Origin of the sequence: Kiloniella sp. EL199, assembly GCF_900313065.1 — a bacterium.
GTDB lineage: Bacteria > Pseudomonadota > Alphaproteobacteria > Kiloniellales > Kiloniellaceae > Kiloniella.
Genome location: NZ_OMPU01000006.1, coordinates 99,303 through 112,556, shown reverse-complemented (window position 1 = coordinate 112,556; position 13,254 = coordinate 99,303). Strand labels below are relative to the sequence as shown.

General features: G+C 45.8%; 10 protein-coding genes. 8 read left to right on the top strand and 2 right to left on the bottom strand.

What is annotated here, in order from left to right; genetic code table 11:
* Positions 1–8: 8 nt before the first annotated feature.
* The 8 genes from D9A03_RS03895 to D9A03_RS03860 all read left to right on the top strand — a co-directional run bounded on the left by D9A03_RS03895 (position 9) and on the right by D9A03_RS03860 (position 11,039).
* A complete protein-coding gene (locus D9A03_RS03895) occupies positions 9–1,184 on the top strand; it encodes an isovaleryl-CoA dehydrogenase (protein ID WP_120495920.1) in 1,176 nt (391 codons plus the stop codon).
* Positions 1,184–2,791 carry a carboxyl transferase domain-containing protein gene (locus tag D9A03_RS03890; protein ID WP_120495919.1) on the top strand — a complete coding sequence of 536 codons (1,608 nt, stop codon included), beginning with the start codon at positions 1,184–1,186 and terminating at the stop codon, positions 2,789–2,791. Before D9A03_RS03895 ends, D9A03_RS03890 begins: the two co-directional genes overlap by 1 nt.
* A gap of 4 nt (positions 2,792–2,795) precedes the next feature.
* Positions 2,796–3,581: an enoyl-CoA hydratase/isomerase family protein gene (locus tag D9A03_RS03885; RefSeq protein WP_120495918.1), complete on the top strand. Its 786-nt coding sequence runs from the start codon at positions 2,796–2,798 to the stop codon at positions 3,579–3,581.
* Between the two features lie 26 nt (positions 3,582–3,607).
* Positions 3,608–5,590, top strand: a complete 1,983-nt coding sequence (locus D9A03_RS03880) for an acetyl/propionyl/methylcrotonyl-CoA carboxylase subunit alpha (protein ID WP_120495917.1) — start codon at positions 3,608–3,610, stop codon at positions 5,588–5,590.
* 1 nt (position 5,591) lies between these two features.
* Positions 5,592–6,497 carry a hydroxymethylglutaryl-CoA lyase gene (locus tag D9A03_RS03875; RefSeq protein WP_120495916.1) on the top strand — a complete coding sequence of 302 codons (906 nt, stop codon included), beginning with the start codon at positions 5,592–5,594 and terminating at the stop codon, positions 6,495–6,497.
* Between the two features lie 56 nt (positions 6,498–6,553).
* A complete protein-coding gene (locus tag D9A03_RS03870; RefSeq protein WP_120495915.1) occupies positions 6,554–7,306 on the top strand; it encodes an SDR family NAD(P)-dependent oxidoreductase in 753 nt (250 codons plus the stop codon).
* 63 nt (positions 7,307–7,369) lie between these two features.
* On the top strand, positions 7,370–8,554 hold the full coding sequence (locus tag D9A03_RS03865; protein ID WP_120495914.1) for an acetyl-CoA C-acyltransferase: 1,185 nt from the start codon (positions 7,370–7,372) through the stop codon (positions 8,552–8,554).
* A gap of 280 nt (positions 8,555–8,834) precedes the next feature.
* Complete coding sequence (locus tag D9A03_RS03860) at positions 8,835–11,039, top strand: ATP-binding protein (RefSeq protein ID WP_120495913.1); 2,205 nt, start codon at positions 8,835–8,837, stop codon at positions 11,037–11,039.
* A 5-nt stretch (positions 11,040–11,044) separates the two neighbouring features.
* Here the strand turns inward: D9A03_RS03860 and D9A03_RS03855 are convergent, their stop codons facing one another.
* Both D9A03_RS03855 and D9A03_RS03850 read right to left on the bottom strand, forming a co-directional pair.
* Positions 11,045–12,292, bottom strand: a complete 1,248-nt coding sequence (locus D9A03_RS03855; protein WP_120495912.1) for a phenylacetate--CoA ligase family protein — start codon at positions 12,290–12,292, stop codon at positions 11,045–11,047.
* A gap of 55 nt (positions 12,293–12,347) precedes the next feature.
* The gene (locus D9A03_RS03850; RefSeq protein ID WP_120495911.1) at positions 12,348–13,175 is read right to left on the bottom strand and encodes an ABC transporter ATP-binding protein; all 828 of its coding nucleotides are present in this window, start codon (positions 13,173–13,175) and stop codon (positions 12,348–12,350) included.
* Between the last annotated feature and the right edge of the window lie 79 nt (positions 13,176–13,254).

The following is a 13,254-nucleotide window of genomic DNA, read 5'->3' as shown; positions in this document are numbered from 1 at the left end:
TAAATATCATGAGTACAGGCCATAACTTCCCTAGCTTAAACTTCAACCTCGGTGAAGAGATCGACATGCTTCGAGACAGTGTCAAAGCCTTTGCTAATGCAGAAATCGCCCCTCGCGCAGCCGAGATTGATGAAACCAACGAATTCCCAATGGATCTGTGGCGTAAAATGGGGGACATGGGACTATTGGGAATTACAGCAGATGAAAGTTATGGCGGCAGTGGCATGGGATACCTCGCCCATATTGTCACGATGGAGGAACTCAGTCGTGCTTCTGCTTCTGTTGCCCTTTCCTATGGTGCCCATTCTAATCTCTGCGTTAATCAGATTAAACGTAACGGGACAGACGCACAAAAGTCCAGGTACTTACCAAAACTAATCACCGGCGAACACGTTGGCGCCTTGGCTATGTCCGAACCCGGTGCAGGTTCAGATGTTGTGTCTATGCGTTTGAAAGCCGAAAAGAAAGGTGATCGCTATGTTCTGAACGGGAACAAAATGTGGATCACCAACGGACCAGACGCCGATACTCTGGTTGTCTATGCCAAAACAGATCCTGAAGCAGGCCCCAAAGGGATCACAGCATTTATCATCGAAAAGAATTTCCCTGGTTTTTCAGTAGCGCAAAAACTGGACAAGCTTGGCATGCGTGGCTCAAACACCGGCGAACTCGTTTTTCAGGATTGTGAAGTACCCGAAGAAAACATCCTTGGTGAGTTAAACGGCGGCGTACGTGTTCTTATGTCTGGTCTGGACTATGAGCGTGCAGTTCTTTCCGGTGGCCCCTTAGGTATTATGTCGTCCTGTCTGGATGTTATCGTTCCCTACATTCACGAACGCAAACAGTTTGGCAAAGCCATCGGTGAATTCCAGTTAATGCAAGGGAAAATGGCTGATATCTATGCAACATGGAATGCCTGCCGTTCCTACGTCTATGCTGTCGGGCAAGCCTGTGACCGCGGCGAAACAACACGAAAAGATGCCGCAGGTGCAATCCTCTATTCCGCAGAAAAAGCCACATGGATGGCCGGAGAGTCTATTCAGGTTCTGGGCGGTAACGGATATATTAACGAATTCCCGACGGGTCGTTTATGGCGCGATGCCAAGCTCTATGAAATTGGCGCAGGTACCAGCGAAATCCGAAGATACCTGATTGGCCGCGAACTTTTTGGGGAGACAGCATAATGTCTGTCATCCGTTCGAAAATATCACCACGATCAGATGAATTCAAAGCCAATGCAGCTCATATGCAGGGCTTAGTAGATAGCCTGAACAACATTTTGGCAGAAACAGCAAAAGGCGGCCCAGAAAAAGCACGTGAAAAACATCTCGCGCGTGGAAAAATGCTCCCGAGAGAGCGAGTTGAGGCTCTATTAGATCCCGGATCACCCTTCTTAGAGATCTCTCCGATCGCTGCCCATAACATGTACGATGCCAACATTGCCGCCGCAGGTGTTATCGCAGGTATCGGTTTGGTATCTGGCGTTGAATGCATGATCTTGGCGAACGATGCAACAGTCAAGGGCGGTACTTACTACCCCATGACGGTTAAAAAGCATCTTCGCGCTCAGGAGATTGCTCAGGAAAACAGGCTCCCCTGTATTTATCTGGTTGACTCAGGAGGCGCAAACCTTCCCAATCAGGATGAGGTCTTTCCCGATAGGGATCACTTTGGCCGAATATTCTATAATCAGGCCCAAATGTCTTCCATGGGAATTCCCCAAATTGCCGTTGTCATGGGATCTTGTACTGCTGGTGGCGCTTATGTTCCGGCCATGTCTGACGAAACAATCATTGTCAAAGAACAAGGCACGATCTTTTTAGGTGGCCCTCCCCTCGTAAAGGCGGCAACCGGTGAAATTGTCTCGGCCGAAGATCTTGGCGGCGCAGATGTTCATACCCGCCTCTCTGGTGTCGCAGACCATATGGCTGAAAACGACGCCCATGCCCTGACCATTGCCCGACATGTGGTTGACAACCTGAATTGGCAAAAGCCAAATCAGCTTAATCTGTCAAAGCCGGAAGATCCGCTGTATGACCCCAAGGAAATTTATGGTGTTGTTCCAAGTGATCTGAAAACCCCCTATGATGTGCGCGAGGTCATTGCCCGCATTGTTGACGGATCGCGTTTTGACGAATTCAAAGCCCGTTACGGCACCAGTATCGTCTGTGGCTTTTCACGTATATGGGGATATCCTGTCGGTATTGTTGCAAACAATGGCATTCTCTTTTCAGAAAGCGCACAAAAGGCAGCACACTTTATTGAACTCTGTGCACAGCGAAACATTCCTCTTGTCTTCCTGCAGAACATTTCCGGTTTTATGATTGGTCGTAAATACGAAACAGGCGGGATTGCAAAAGATGGTGCCAAGATGGTCACCGCTGTTGCCACAGCAAATGTACCTAAGTTCACCGTTCTGATCGGGGGCAGCTTTGGGGCTGGTAACTACGGTATGTGCGGCAGAGCTTATCAACCTCGCTTCTTATGGATGTGGCCCAATTCACGCATTTCAGTTATGGGCGGCGAACAGGCTGCTTCAGTCATGTCCACACTTCGTCGGGATAATATCGAAGCAAAAGGTGGTACGTGGTCAGCGGAGGAAGAAAAGGAATTCAAACAGCCAATGCTGGACATGTTCGAAGAACAAAGTTCACCTTATTATGCGTCAGCACGTCTGTGGGACGATGGTGTTTTTGATCCCGCACGGACGCGACGTGTACTGGCCTTGGGCCTGTCTGCTTCCCTTAATGCGCCAATAGAAGACACCAAGTTCGGTGTCTTCAGGATGTAATGATATGACCTATCAAACGCTTGAAATAGAAATTAAATCATCGAATGCATGGGTATGGATGAACCGCCCGGAAGTCCACAATGCCCTTGATGAAGTTATGATCGCAGAATTAACCCAGGCTTTTAACGAACTGGGCAAAAATTCTGATATCAGAGCTATTGTATTGGGTGGTAGAGGTAAAAGTTTTAGTGCAGGTGCTGATCTCGGCTGGATGAAACGCTCCGCAAACTTTACCGAAGAAGAAAACCGGGTCGATGCGCTCAAACTGGCCAGAATGCTAAATACCATTGCTGAATGCCCCAAACCCGTTATCGCACGCGTACAAGGAGCAGCCTTTGGCGGCGGCGTTGGTCTTACAGCCGTCGCTGATATCGCCATTGCTGGTGAATACGCCAAGTTCTGTTTGTCTGAAGTAAAGCTCGGATTGGTTCCTGCGACCATAGCCCCCTATGTGGTTACTGCGATGGGGGAAAGGCAAGCTCGCCGATATTTCCTGACTGCCGAAATATTCAGATCAGAAAAAGCTGCCGATATTGGCTTTGTTCACGAAAGTTGTCGCAACGAACAACTAGATCAAATCATAGATGATCTCTTAGCTTCTTTGAATTTTGCCGCCCCTGATGCCCTGCGCGTAGCAAAGGAGCTTATAAAAACGGTCAGTCATCGACAACTTGATGATAACTTGATGAACAAAACCGCTGAATTAATCGCTCAACAACGGTTAAAACCCGAAGGACGCGAGGGCCTCTGTGCCTTTTTCGAAAAACGCAAAGCTAATTGGGTCGCCTAAACCGGACTTGGATCAGGAAAAATTGAATGTTTAACAAAATCCTTATTGCAAACCGCGGCGAAATTGCCAGACGTATTATAAGAACAGCGCATCTGATGGGTATTAAAACCGTTGCCGTCTATTCAGATGCCGATCAGGATGCGCCCTTTGTACAAGAAGCCGACGAAGCCGTGCATATAGGCCCTCCTGCACCTTCTGAAAGTTATCTTCTCGCAAATCGAATACTTGACGTTGCGAAAACGACAGGCGCTCAGGCAATCCACCCGGGCTATGGCTTTTTGTCTGAGAATGCCAATTTTGCAGATAGCTGTGCCCAAAATGATATTGTCTTTATCGGCCCGCCAGCTTCTTCAATTATCGACATGGGGGATAAATCTGCTTCCAAACGCCTGATGCGTGAAGCTGGCGTCCCTTTGTCTCCAGGGTATGAAGAAGAAAATCAGAACACGGCTCATCTTGTTGAGCAAGCAAAGAAAATTGGCTATCCCGTGATGATTAAAGCCTCTGCCGGTGGTGGCGGTAAAGGTATGAGGATTGTACAAAAAGCCGAACAATTTGAAGAAGCACTTGCATCCTGCCAGCGAGAATCAAAAGCAGCTTTTGGTGATGACCGGGTTCTTATTGAGAAGTTCATTAAAAACCCCCGCCATGTGGAAATACAGGTTTTTGCTGATAACCATGGCAATACCATACATCTGTTTGAGCGTGACTGTTCCTCGCAACGTCGTCATCAAAAGGTTATCGAAGAAGCACCCGCCCCCGGATTAAGTGATGAAACCCGCGATGCCATGCACAAAGCAGCAATCGCAGCTGCAGAAGCTGTTGGGTATCGTGGTGCGGGTACTGTTGAATTCCTTCTCGCGCCTAATGGCGAATTCTATTTCATGGAAATGAACACACGCCTTCAGGTAGAGCATCCCGTAACAGAACTGATCACAGGTCTGGATCTTGTAGAATGGCAGCTACGTATCGCAGCAGGAGAACCTCTTCCTGCAAAGCAGGATGAAATATCACTCTCCGGTCATGCTTTTGAAGCCCGGATCTATGCAGAAGATCCTGACAATGGTTTTCTCCCTGCCACAGGAAAACTGGTTCGCCTGACATTTCCGACTACTTCGGAACACATCCGCATTGATGCCGGTGTTGAACAAGGCGGCGTTGTCTCTCTGCATTATGATCCCATGATCGCCAAGCTAATTACATGGGATGAAACACGCGGAAAAGCATTAGACAGGCTTAGCGCTGCCCTCAATGATACACATATCGTAGGACTTGAAACCAACGTTGCTTTCCTTAATCGACTTGCCAATGTTCCGCCCTTCAAGGCTGCACAACTGGATACAGGCTTGATCGAACGGGAACAGAAGAACCTGTTCCCCGAAAAATCAACAGCTTCAGATCTCGCCCTAATTCTCGCTTCTCTGGTAGAGTTACAAGGGCATACGCTACAAGTTCCACAAACAGATCCGCATTCCCCCTGGGGTTCTCAGGATGGGTGGCGTTTAGGTGGCAGAGCGCAAAAGAAATTACGCTTCACTGAAAACGATCAAGAACATAACGTCATTGCTACATATCACGCGGATGGGTACAGCTTCTTGATCAACAACAGAGAGTACAACGTTTCTGGTCAGGTTAAAGACGATAGCGTAACAGTTACAGTTGATGGAAAAATTACCAAAGCTTCTGTGGTCTGCCACGAATTGGAACGCCACATATTCCTAGATAATCAGCATTACCAAATTCACCTCTTTGATCCTTTGATAGCTGCCGAAAATCTGGAAGAGGATACCGGTGGTCTTCGCGCCCCGATGCCAGGGAAGATAATCAAGGTATTCGCGTCCATCGGAGACAAAGTTTCAGCTGGCGATCCCCTGATGGTTCTCGAAGCCATGAAAATGGAACACACCATTGTTGCCCCGACCGAAGGCACCGTGAAAGCGTTTCTGGGGCAGGTTAATGATCAAGTCAACGAAGGCGATGTACTCGTTGAATTGGATAGCGAGGAATAAGATGCACCCTACTCCTCCCCAAACAGTTAAACTTGTAGAAGTCGGTCCTCGTGATGGACTCCAGAACGAAAAAAACCTTGTGCCAACCAAGGCAAAAATTGAGCTCATAAACCGCTTGTCAGATACGGGTCTAACAGCGATTGAGGCATCTGCTTTTGTTTCACCAAAATGGGTACCACAAATGTCTGACGCCAATGAAGTACTCTCAGGGATTACGCGCAAGCCCGGCATCAATTATCCTGTATTAACGCCAAATCTCAAGGGATTGGCACGGGCAATTGAAGCAGGCGTCGAGGAAGTTGCTATATTCGGGGCAGCCTCTCAAAGTTTCTCTCAGAAAAATATCAACTGCTCTATTCAGGAAAGCCTTGAAAGGTTCCAGCCTGTTGTTCAAACAGCCCAGGAAAAGAACATCAAAGTAAGGGGCTATGTATCTTGCGTGCTGGGATGCCCATACGAAGGAGAGATTGCACCGCAAAAAGTAGCTGACGTTGCAAAGGCTCTTTTTGAAATGGGCTGCTATGAAATCAGTCTTGGTGATACCATTGGCACAGGAACGCCACTTGCAACCCAACAGATGATTGAAACTGTTTCAAAATCGGTTCCCGTAAAAAAGTTGGCCGGACACTTTCATGATACCTATGGACAGGCTTTGGCAAACATTTTTGCTGCTTGGCAGTGCGGTGTTTCTGTTTTTGATACCTCTATCGCAGGCCTTGGTGGGTGTCCTTATGCTCGTGGAGCATCCGGTAATGTCGCGACAGAGGATGTGGTGTATATGTTCAATGGTATGTCTGTAAAAACCGGGGTCGATATTAACAAGCTGGTAGAAACAGCTTGGTTCATTGCCGATAAATTAGATCGCAATCCTAATTCCAAAATCTCTTTAGCGATGAGAAAACACTAATCTCATCCCTTTGTATTACATAGTCAAATTTGGTCTTTGATAAGAGGAAACAAGTTATGAAGTTATCTGGTCTTACAGCGCTGATCACAGGCGCAGGTTCCGGATTAGGTGAAGCCGTTGCAAGGCATCTGGCCTCTCAAGGTGTACGATGCGGTCTTGTGGATCTCAACGATGAAGGGGTAAACCGCGTCGCTACTGATATTGATGCCGTAGCTGTTACAGCGGATGTCACTGCCCCTGATGCTGTTAAATCAGCAGTTAAAGTTATCGAAGACACTCTTGGTCCCATCAGAATTGTTGTGAACTGTGCTGGCATTGCCCCCGGAGCAAAGCTGGTAGGTAGAGACGGTGCTCATGATCTGGATCTTTTCCGCAAAACGATCGATATCAATCTCGTCGGTGCCTTCAATGTGATGCGTCTAGCTGCGGAACGTATGGTGCAATACGATGAAATTGACGGCGAGCGTGGTGTTATTATCAACACGGCATCTATCGCGGCCTGGGAAGGTCAAATTGGTCAGGCAGCCTATGCTGCGTCCAAAGGTGGTGTCGCGTCTCTGACCTTGCCGCTATCCAGAGAACTCGCCCGGAGTGCTATTCGCGTCATGGCGATTGCACCGGGAATCATGGAAACCCCAATGATTGCGGGCATGTCCGACAAGGTGAAAGAAGCTTTGGTCGAAAAAAGCCTTCACCCCAAAAGGCTCGGACAACCAGAAGAATTCGCAAGCCTTGTTGCACACATTTGTGAAAACGCCTTCCTTAACGGTTCCACCATTCGTCTTGATGGTGCTGTTCGTCTTTCCTAAATCAAAAGCACCAACACTTATTTAACTGGGTAATACCCAGGTCACAATACTGGGAACAAAATCATGTCTGATCCAATCGTTATCGTTTCTGCAGTTCGGACCCCCATGGGTTCTTTTCAAGGAGCATTATCTCCGCTTTCAACCACTGATCTTGGTGCTGAGGCAATTAAAGCCGCTGTAGCAAGATCTGGAATGTCTGCTGAAGACATTCAGGAAGTTATGATGGGATGTGTTCTTCCCGCTGGTCTGGGTCAAGCCCCTGCACGGCAGGCGGCAATCAGGGGTGGACTTCCGCTGTCTGCGGGCTGCACAACGGTCAATAAAGTCTGTGGATCTGGTATGAAGACCGTAATGCTGGCCCACGATGCCATTTCATCAGGTAGCGTTGATATTGTCGTTGCCGGCGGTATGGAAAGCATGACAAATGCGCCCTATATACTTCCAAAGGCACGTGGTGGTATGCGCATGGGCCATGGTACTGTTGCTGATCATATGTTTATGGATGGCCTGGAAGATGCTTATTTTGATAAAGGCGGTTTGATGGGTACCTTTGCCGAAGCGACAGCAGACAAATACAAAGCCACCCGTGAAGAGCAGGATGCATTTGCAATCGAGAGCCTTAATCGCGCCAAACAAGCAACAGAAGCAGGTTACTTCAAGGAAGAAATAGAACCGCTAACAGTTAAAAATCGCAAAAGTGAAACTCTTGTTGAAAATGACGAGCAGCCTTTTAAAGTTGATACCGACAAAATTCCCAAGCTTCGCCCGGCCTTCCGATCTGACGGAACAGTTACGGCGGCCTCTTCATCCTCTATTTCTGATGGCGCAGCAGCCTTGATATTAATGCGCAAATCGGAAGCCGATAAAAGAGGTTTAAAACCTCTTGCGTCAATCAAAGCTCATGCAACCCATTCTCAGGAACCTTGCTGGTTTACGACAGCGCCAGTTGGCGCAATTGAAAAAGTTCAAAACAAAGCGGGTTGGTCTACTGATGACGTAGATCTATATGAAATTAATGAAGCTTTTGCCATTGTCACACTGGCCGCCATTAAAGATCTTAATCTTGATCCTGCCAAGGTAAACGTTAACGGCGGTGCCTGTGCATTAGGGCATCCAATTGGAGCTTCAGGGGCAAGGCTAATTGTAACCTTGTTGCATGCTCTGAAACGGACTGGTGGTTCAAAAGGAATTGCAAGCCTGTGTATTGGTGGAGGAGAAGCCACCGCTTTGGCTATTGAACTTCATTAAACTATCAAAAGATCATAAAAATCCGGTATTACATTTAATATAACGAATGGGTACCGGATTTTTTTGTTTCTACCATAAGTTTTTCAAAATATTTTCGACTCTTGAGCGCTTTACGAATAATTAAATTTTATACACGACCATAGATGGTATCAATGTCATAATTACTACCTTACGAGTTAATATGACCAATTATATAAACACAAAAAAATACTCCATCGGCTATCTATATAATAAAGCTGATCACATAAGAAAATCTCCTTATCCGGAAAAGGGGATGTAAGTGAGTAAAACACTTCTCAAAAGTGCCATCATTATTTTTGGCTTAAGCCTTTGCGCCATCCTGATCTTTACATATATTGAAACCAGGCGAACCTACCCTGTTGATATGCAGAGGTTGAGCCTGATGCTTCAAGATTTAAAAACAAGCGAAACCAATATTAAAGAAGAAATTTTGAAGCAACGCCTGGGCACCAGATTAAGCTTTGAAGCCTATGATAAAGCGGATCATAGAATTGATCAGGTTCTTACCAACCTCGAAAACAACTTTGAAATCAATGAAATAAGTAACCCGGAATTTCACACACTATTCCGATCCTACAAACGTAATCATCTGAAACGAAAGAACTTCGTTAAAATATTTAAAACCCAGAACGCTCTTTTCCGAGATATTGAGGTATTTTTCCCACAGGCTTTAATTACCTTTTCAGAAAATTACCGCAGCAATGAAGCCAGCCAAGAGATACTCAAAAATCTCATAAATCTTGTCGCTTTTGTGAACAATGATCAGTCCTATACTCCTATCGAAGTCCGCATCGGTTTATCTCGGATAATTGGCAACCTCAAAAAACTCTCTAATACCGCTGATAATGTTGAAAATCATGAACTAAAGACCATTATAAACTATGCAGAACAGTTAACTTCGCTGGATGGTGAGCTTTCTGTTTTGACGAAAGATCTTACAGATTCAAAAAGTCTTTCTGTTCTTAATATTCTTATTGAAACACAAGACAATCAATTCAAGATTTATTATCAGGAAGCAGAGAACAATACCCGCATCATGCTTGCTGGATCATGTATTCTCGCGCTTGGTATTGCGATTGCTTTTATGGTTCTCTTCAAAACGACAAAGTCTCTTAATAAAGCTAAAGAAAATTTAGAAGCAAGGGTAAAGGACCGCACTGCAGAACTTGAAAATGCCAAACACCAGGCAGAAGCTGCCAACCTGGCCAAATCCAGATTTCTTGCCTCTATGAGCCACGAAATCAGAACCCCCATGAATGGAGTTCTGGGTATGGTCAGTTCATTATTGGGCAGCAACTTGACAAGCGAGCAACACAGTAGTGTTTTCACCATTAAGGAGTCAGGCGAAGCTTTACTTTCTTTACTCAACGATATCCTTGATCTGTCAAAAATTGAAGCAGAGAAAATTGAATTAGAAAACATTGATTTCTCTCTCAAAAAATTATTGGAAACGACAGAAGCACTTTGGGAATCAAGGGCACGAGCAAAAAACCTGAGATTTCAAGTTCTCAACTCCCCTAAAAACACGGACATAATCAAGGGTGACCCCGGAAGAGTCAGGCAAATTCTTTATAATCTGATCGGAAATGCCCTCAAATTCACTCAAACGGGCAAGATTTCGATTATCATCGAACAGCTTGAAACCACAGATAACAAAATCAAATTTAGATTTGAAATTGAAGACACGGGCTCCGGTATTTCGATGGAGAAACAAGACAATTTGTTTAAGGCTTTTTCCCAAGCTGACTCTTCAACAACTCGAAAATATGGTGGCACAGGCCTTGGACTTGCCATATGTAAAGAGCTTACACACTTGATGGGAGGCGATATCGGCGTTGAAAGTGTAAGCGGTATGGGATCAACGTTCTGGTTTACCATTCTGGTAGAAAAAGGAGACGAAAAGAAAGTCCGCGCAGAAGAAGAAGCTGAACGTACCCGAGGTATGATCCCTGATTACATAGGCAAAACTATAAAAATTCTGGTGGCCGAAGATAATCTTATAAATCAAAAAGTTATTCAATCTCTCTTAAAATCATTGAACTGCAAAATCCATATGGTGAACAATGGCCTGGAAGCCTATATGATTGCCCAGAAGCAAGAGTTTGATGTCATTCTAATGGACGTTCAGATGCCTCAGATGGATGGCCCAACAGCGACAAAACGTATTCGCAGTCTTCCGCCACCAATCTCGGGCATTCCAATCATCGCGTTGACCGCGAATGCCATGAAGGGAGACAGAGAATTTTATCTGGCGTCCGGTATGGATGATTATGTTTCTAAGCCAATCGACCGAAAGGCTTTGATCGGTGCAATATCCAGATGGGTAAGTGCCTCGCACATCGGCAAACCAAGCTCTTCAGGCTCACCGGATCTGAAAGTTATCGAGAAACCTAGTACCCTGAGTAAAAAAGCTGAAGATGAAATGAGAAAACTACAAAGTGATCTGGATGACATGTTACCCTAGTTTTTCTATGAACCTGTAATCGGGCGCGTATCGTTAATAACCTTGCCATCGTTAGGTAATGTGCCAATTTCTGAGAAGACCACTTTTCCGCGTAAACGGCATTCAGCACGTATTGTGCCCTCCAAACGTTCTTGCAACTCATCCTGATCACACCCGGTAACAACCTCACACTGTAACGACATACTATCACGTCCGGCGTTCTCGCTTACTTCCAGACGCGCTTTGACAACTTCGGCGTACTTTTCAACAATGCGAGCAACCTGTTCTGGGTGTATAAACATGCCACGTACTTTTGTTGTTTGATCTGCGCGACCCATCCATCCTTTAATTCGACGGTTCGTTCTGCCGCAAGAACTTTGCCCCGGCATAAGTGCTGACAAGTCACCCGTTGCAAAACGTATCAACGGATAATTAGGATTAAAGGAAGTCACCACGACTTCCCCAACCTCACCCTCTGTAACAAGATCACCTGTGCCAGGGCGTACAATTTCGACGATGACATCTTCGTCCAAAATCATCCCCTCAAGGCTCTCACTCTCATAGGCAATGAGACCAATATCAGCAGTTGCATAACATTGCCTGATATAAATATTGCGACCCTCGTAATAGCGTCTTAGATCAGGGAACAAAGGCCCACCGGTTACCAATGCACGTTTAATTGACGATATCGGTGTTTCCAGAGTGTCTGCTTTTTCAAGTATGATTTTCAAAAAATCAGGTGTTCCCATATAGGTATCAGCTTGAAAACGATTTATCGCCTGAACCTGGCCTTCAGTTTGCCCGACACCACCAGGAAAAACAGCGCACTCTAAGGTACGCGCTGCAAAATCAAACATTATCCCTGCAGGTGTGAAATGGTACGCAAAGCAATTATGAGCAACCCCGCCTTTGCGCAAGCCAACAGCATGTAAAGCACGCGCAACCCGCCAAATATCACCATCAATACCCTGTGGTTCAACAATAGGCCCCGGCGAGAGAAACAAACGTGCCATTTCACCTGTTGAAACCTGGCCCAATCCACCAAATGGAGAGGCGGAACTTTGCATCTCTATCAAATCAGATTTTCGAACCACAGGTAATGAAGCAAGATCAGCTATAGAGGTAATTTTTTCTGGATCGACCCCAGCAAGAGTATCACCGTAAAAGGGTGCTTTTTCTTTGGCATCTAGAAGGCAGCTTTGAAGCTTTTGCAACTGATCATTTTCTCGTTCGTCCTGACTTCGAGTTTCTTTATGATCAAAATAATCAGTCATTAAAAACAATCCAATTCAAAATCTGGTCAATCAAATAACGAAGAGTGTAAAAATTCTAAAGCCAGCGCTTGCGCCTTTTAAAAGACTTGATGTTCTTAAATGACTTGCGTTCATTGCCCCCGCCGCCGAGATAAAACTCTTTGACGTCTTCGTTATTCATCAATTCGTCTGCGGTTCCATCAAGCACAATTTTACCGTTTTCCATAATATACCCGTAATCAGCGGCACGAAGGGCCATATTAGCATTCTGTTCAACAAGCAGAACGCTAATTCCAAGCTCTTCATTCATACGCTTGATAATGCCAAAAACTTCTTTAACCAGAAGTGGTGAAAGCCCCATTGAAGGCTCATCCATCATGATAAGATCCGGACGGGCCATAAGGGCGCGACCAATCGCCAACATTTGCTGCTCGCCACCAGACAGGTATCCGGCAAGTCCTGTTCTTTCCTTCAAGCGAGGGAAATAATTGAAAACCTTTTCCATGTCTTCAGCCACATTTTTCTGAGGTTGGGTAAAAGCACCTAGACGAAGATTTTCTATCACTGTCATATCATGAACAATACCCCGACCTTCCATCACCAGAAAGGTCCCGTTTCGAACACGCTGTTCAGGTGGCATCTGGGTAATATTCATACCATTATAAACAATATCACCGCGACTGACCTCACCGTCCTCGGATCCCAACAAACCGGCAATTGCCTTAAGTGTTGTTGACTTCCCTGCACCGTTTGCTCCCAATAAAGCAGTAATTTTCCCACGCTCTGCCGTAAGGTTCAAACCTCTGAGGACGAGGATAACGTCATTAAAAACTACCTCGATATTATTGACGGCAAGAATAGTTCCATCCTGCGTCGGACTTTGAAGTTGAGAAACAGAACTCATATTGGAGATCCTTAGATTAAGGCCAAATTTTAAATTCAGGTATTAAATGCAGTGTCTCAGGCCTGCCTGAAGACAGGCC

Excerpts from the sequence above, each read along its gene's own strand:
- D9A03_RS03895 (WP_120495920.1), top strand. The coding sequence starts at position 9 with ATGAGTACAGGCCATAACTTCCCTAGCTTAAACTTCAACCTCGGTGAA.
- D9A03_RS03890 (WP_120495919.1), top strand. The coding sequence starts at position 1,184 with ATGTCTGTCATCCGTTCGAAAATATCACCACGATCAGATGAATTCAAA.
- D9A03_RS03885 (WP_120495918.1), top strand. The coding sequence starts at position 2,796 with ATGACCTATCAAACGCTTGAAATAGAAATTAAATCATCGAATGCATGG.
- D9A03_RS03880 (WP_120495917.1), top strand. The coding sequence starts at position 3,608 with ATGTTTAACAAAATCCTTATTGCAAACCGCGGCGAAATTGCCAGACGT.
- D9A03_RS03875 (WP_120495916.1), top strand. The coding sequence starts at position 5,592 with ATGCACCCTACTCCTCCCCAAACAGTTAAACTTGTAGAAGTCGGTCCT.
- D9A03_RS03870 (WP_120495915.1), top strand. The coding sequence starts at position 6,554 with ATGAAGTTATCTGGTCTTACAGCGCTGATCACAGGCGCAGGTTCCGGA.
- D9A03_RS03865 (WP_120495914.1), top strand. The coding sequence starts at position 7,370 with ATGTCTGATCCAATCGTTATCGTTTCTGCAGTTCGGACCCCCATGGGT.
- D9A03_RS03855 (WP_120495912.1), bottom strand. The coding sequence starts at position 12,292 with ATGACTGATTATTTTGATCATAAAGAAACTCGAAGTCAGGACGAACGA.
- D9A03_RS03850 (WP_120495911.1), bottom strand. The coding sequence starts at position 13,175 with ATGAGTTCTGTTTCTCAACTTCAAAGTCCGACGCAGGATGGAACTATT.